The sequence below is a fragment of the Streptomyces cellostaticus genome (genome assembly GCF_023630175.1).
Classification (GTDB): Bacteria; Actinomycetota; Actinomycetes; order Streptomycetales; family Streptomycetaceae; genus Streptomyces; species Streptomyces cellostaticus_A.
The window spans coordinates 1-2,209 of sequence record NZ_JALLIN010000112.1 but is presented as its reverse complement, the minus strand read 5'-3'; the positions used below and the strand labels follow the sequence as shown (position 1 = coordinate 2,209).

Here is a 2,209-nt window from a genome sequence, read left to right as displayed (position 1 = left end):
ATCGTCTTCGAGAACTACCCGGTCGAGAACGACGCCTTCGAACGGGCGACGTCCACCCTCACCCTCGCCCATGCCGAAGCCCACGACGCCAGCCACTACCCGATGAATCTGCGTGTCCTGCCCGGGGACAGCATCGAGATCCGCATGGAATACGGACCCGACCTGTTCGCCCGTTCGGCCGTGGAGGAACTCGGCAGCCGGCTGCTCCTCGTTCTCCGGACCATTGCCGAAACCCCGCGGACCCCCGTCGGCCGGGTCGGCATCCTTGACGCGCACGAGCGTGAGCACGTGCTTTCCGCCCTGCACGGCCGCCGTGACGTGGCGGAGTTCCGCGACGTGGTGGACCGGATCAGGGACATCGCCCGCAGGCAGCCGGACGCGGTCGCCGTCACGGACGATGAAGGAGACGTCACCTACGAGGCCCTGATGTCCCGAGCGAGCGCACTGTCCAGGCGCCTTGCGGAACACGGAACGGGAGTAGGGGCACTCGTCGGAATCCTCTCCGATCCCGGCGCGCCGTTCGTGTGGTCGGTGCTGGGCGTGTTCGGCAGCCGAGCGGGCTACATTCCGCTGGATCCGCAGGCCCCGACTGCGCGGAGCGCGACGTACCTCACCGACAGCGGCGCGGATTGCCTGCTGACGGAGAAGAAGCATCTCGAGCAGGCGCAGGCCATCGCGCACGCGTCGGGCGGCAACGTCGAGGTCCTGGTCATGGGGGACGGTCAGGACGACGCCGAGTGGTACCCGAGCCGATCCAGGACCTACGACATCGCGTACTCCATCTTCACGTCGGGTTCCACCGGGCGGCCGAAGGGAGCGATGGTCCACCGGGCGGGCATGGAGAACCATCTGCTGGCGAAGATTGAGGACCTGGACCTCTCCGCAGCGGACAACGTCATGCAGAACGCACCGCTGACCTTCAACATCTCGGTCTGGCAGATGTTCGCAGCGCTGATGCTCGGCGGGCGGGTCCGCGTCGTCGACCGGACGGTCGCAGCAGACCCCCGGGAACTCTTCCGGCGCGTGGCCTACGAAGGCGTGTCCGTCCTGGAGGTCGTTCCCTCACTCCTGCGGGCCGCCCTCGACCTGTGGGACGCCGAGGAAGTGCAGCTCGAACTGCCGCGGCTGCGCTGGCTGGTCGTAACGGGCGAGCCGCTACCGGGCAGCTTGTGCGAACGATGGTTCGCGCGGTACCCGGAGATCCCGCTCGTCAACGCCTACGGATCGACGGAATGCTCGGACGACGTCTCGCACGCCGTCATCACGGGCGAGACGTACGCCGCCGAGCAGAGGGTCACCATCGGCACCCCCATTCGAAACATCCGGCTGTACATACTGAACGAGGCCCTCCAGCCCGTCCCCCCGGGGATGCCGGGAGACCTGTACGTCAGCGGTACGGGCGTCGGCCAGGGCTACATCGGGGACGCGACGCGCACGGCAGCCGCCTTCGTGGCCGACCCCTTCTCCGACGAACCCGGCGCACGGATGTACCGCATGGGCGACTACGTCAGGTGCCTTCCGGACGGCCGCCTGGAGTTCGTGGAGCGGCGGGACCACCAGGTCAAGATCCGCGGGCAGCGACTCGAACTCGGAGAGATCGAGGTCTCTCTGGCCGAACACGCCCTCGTGGGCCAGGCCGCTGTGGTCGTGCGGGAGGACACCCCGGGTGACAAGCGGCTGGTCGCCTACGTTGTGCCGGGTGCCGGCAGGGCAACGGGGGCTCTCGACACTGCGAGGCTGCGTGGGTTCGTGGCGGAGCGGCTGCCGGATTACATGGTGCCGTCGGCTTTCGTGGTGCTGGACGGTCTGCCGTTGACGCCGAACGGGAAGCTGGACCGGCGGGCCCTGCCGGTCCCGGAGTACGCGACGGTGGGTGCCGGCCGTGGGCCGCGATCGCCGCGCGAGGAGATCCTCTGTGGTCTGTTCGCCGAAGTCCTCGGTGTCGATGCCGTGTCCATCGACGACGGCTTCTTCGACCTCGGCGGACACTCACTGCTGGCGACCCGGCTGGTGAGCCGGATCCGAACCGTCCTCGGCGCCGAGATCAGCATCCGGTCCCTGTTCGAAGCCCCCACCGTCGCCGGGCTGGTGCAGCACCTCGACGACAGCGGCCGGGTCCGTGAACCCCTGGAACGACGGACGCGGCCGGAGACCCTCCCGGTGTCGTTCGCCCAACGCCGCCTGTGGTTCCTCGGCCAACTCGAAGGCA

1 protein-coding gene is annotated in these 2,209 nt (G+C 68.6%); it reads left to right on the top strand.

From position 1 onward, the window contains the following. Nucleotides 1–2,209: non-ribosomal peptide synthetase (locus MXD57_RS31175; protein WP_250405572.1), on the top strand; the 2,209-nt coding region annotated here is incomplete at both ends.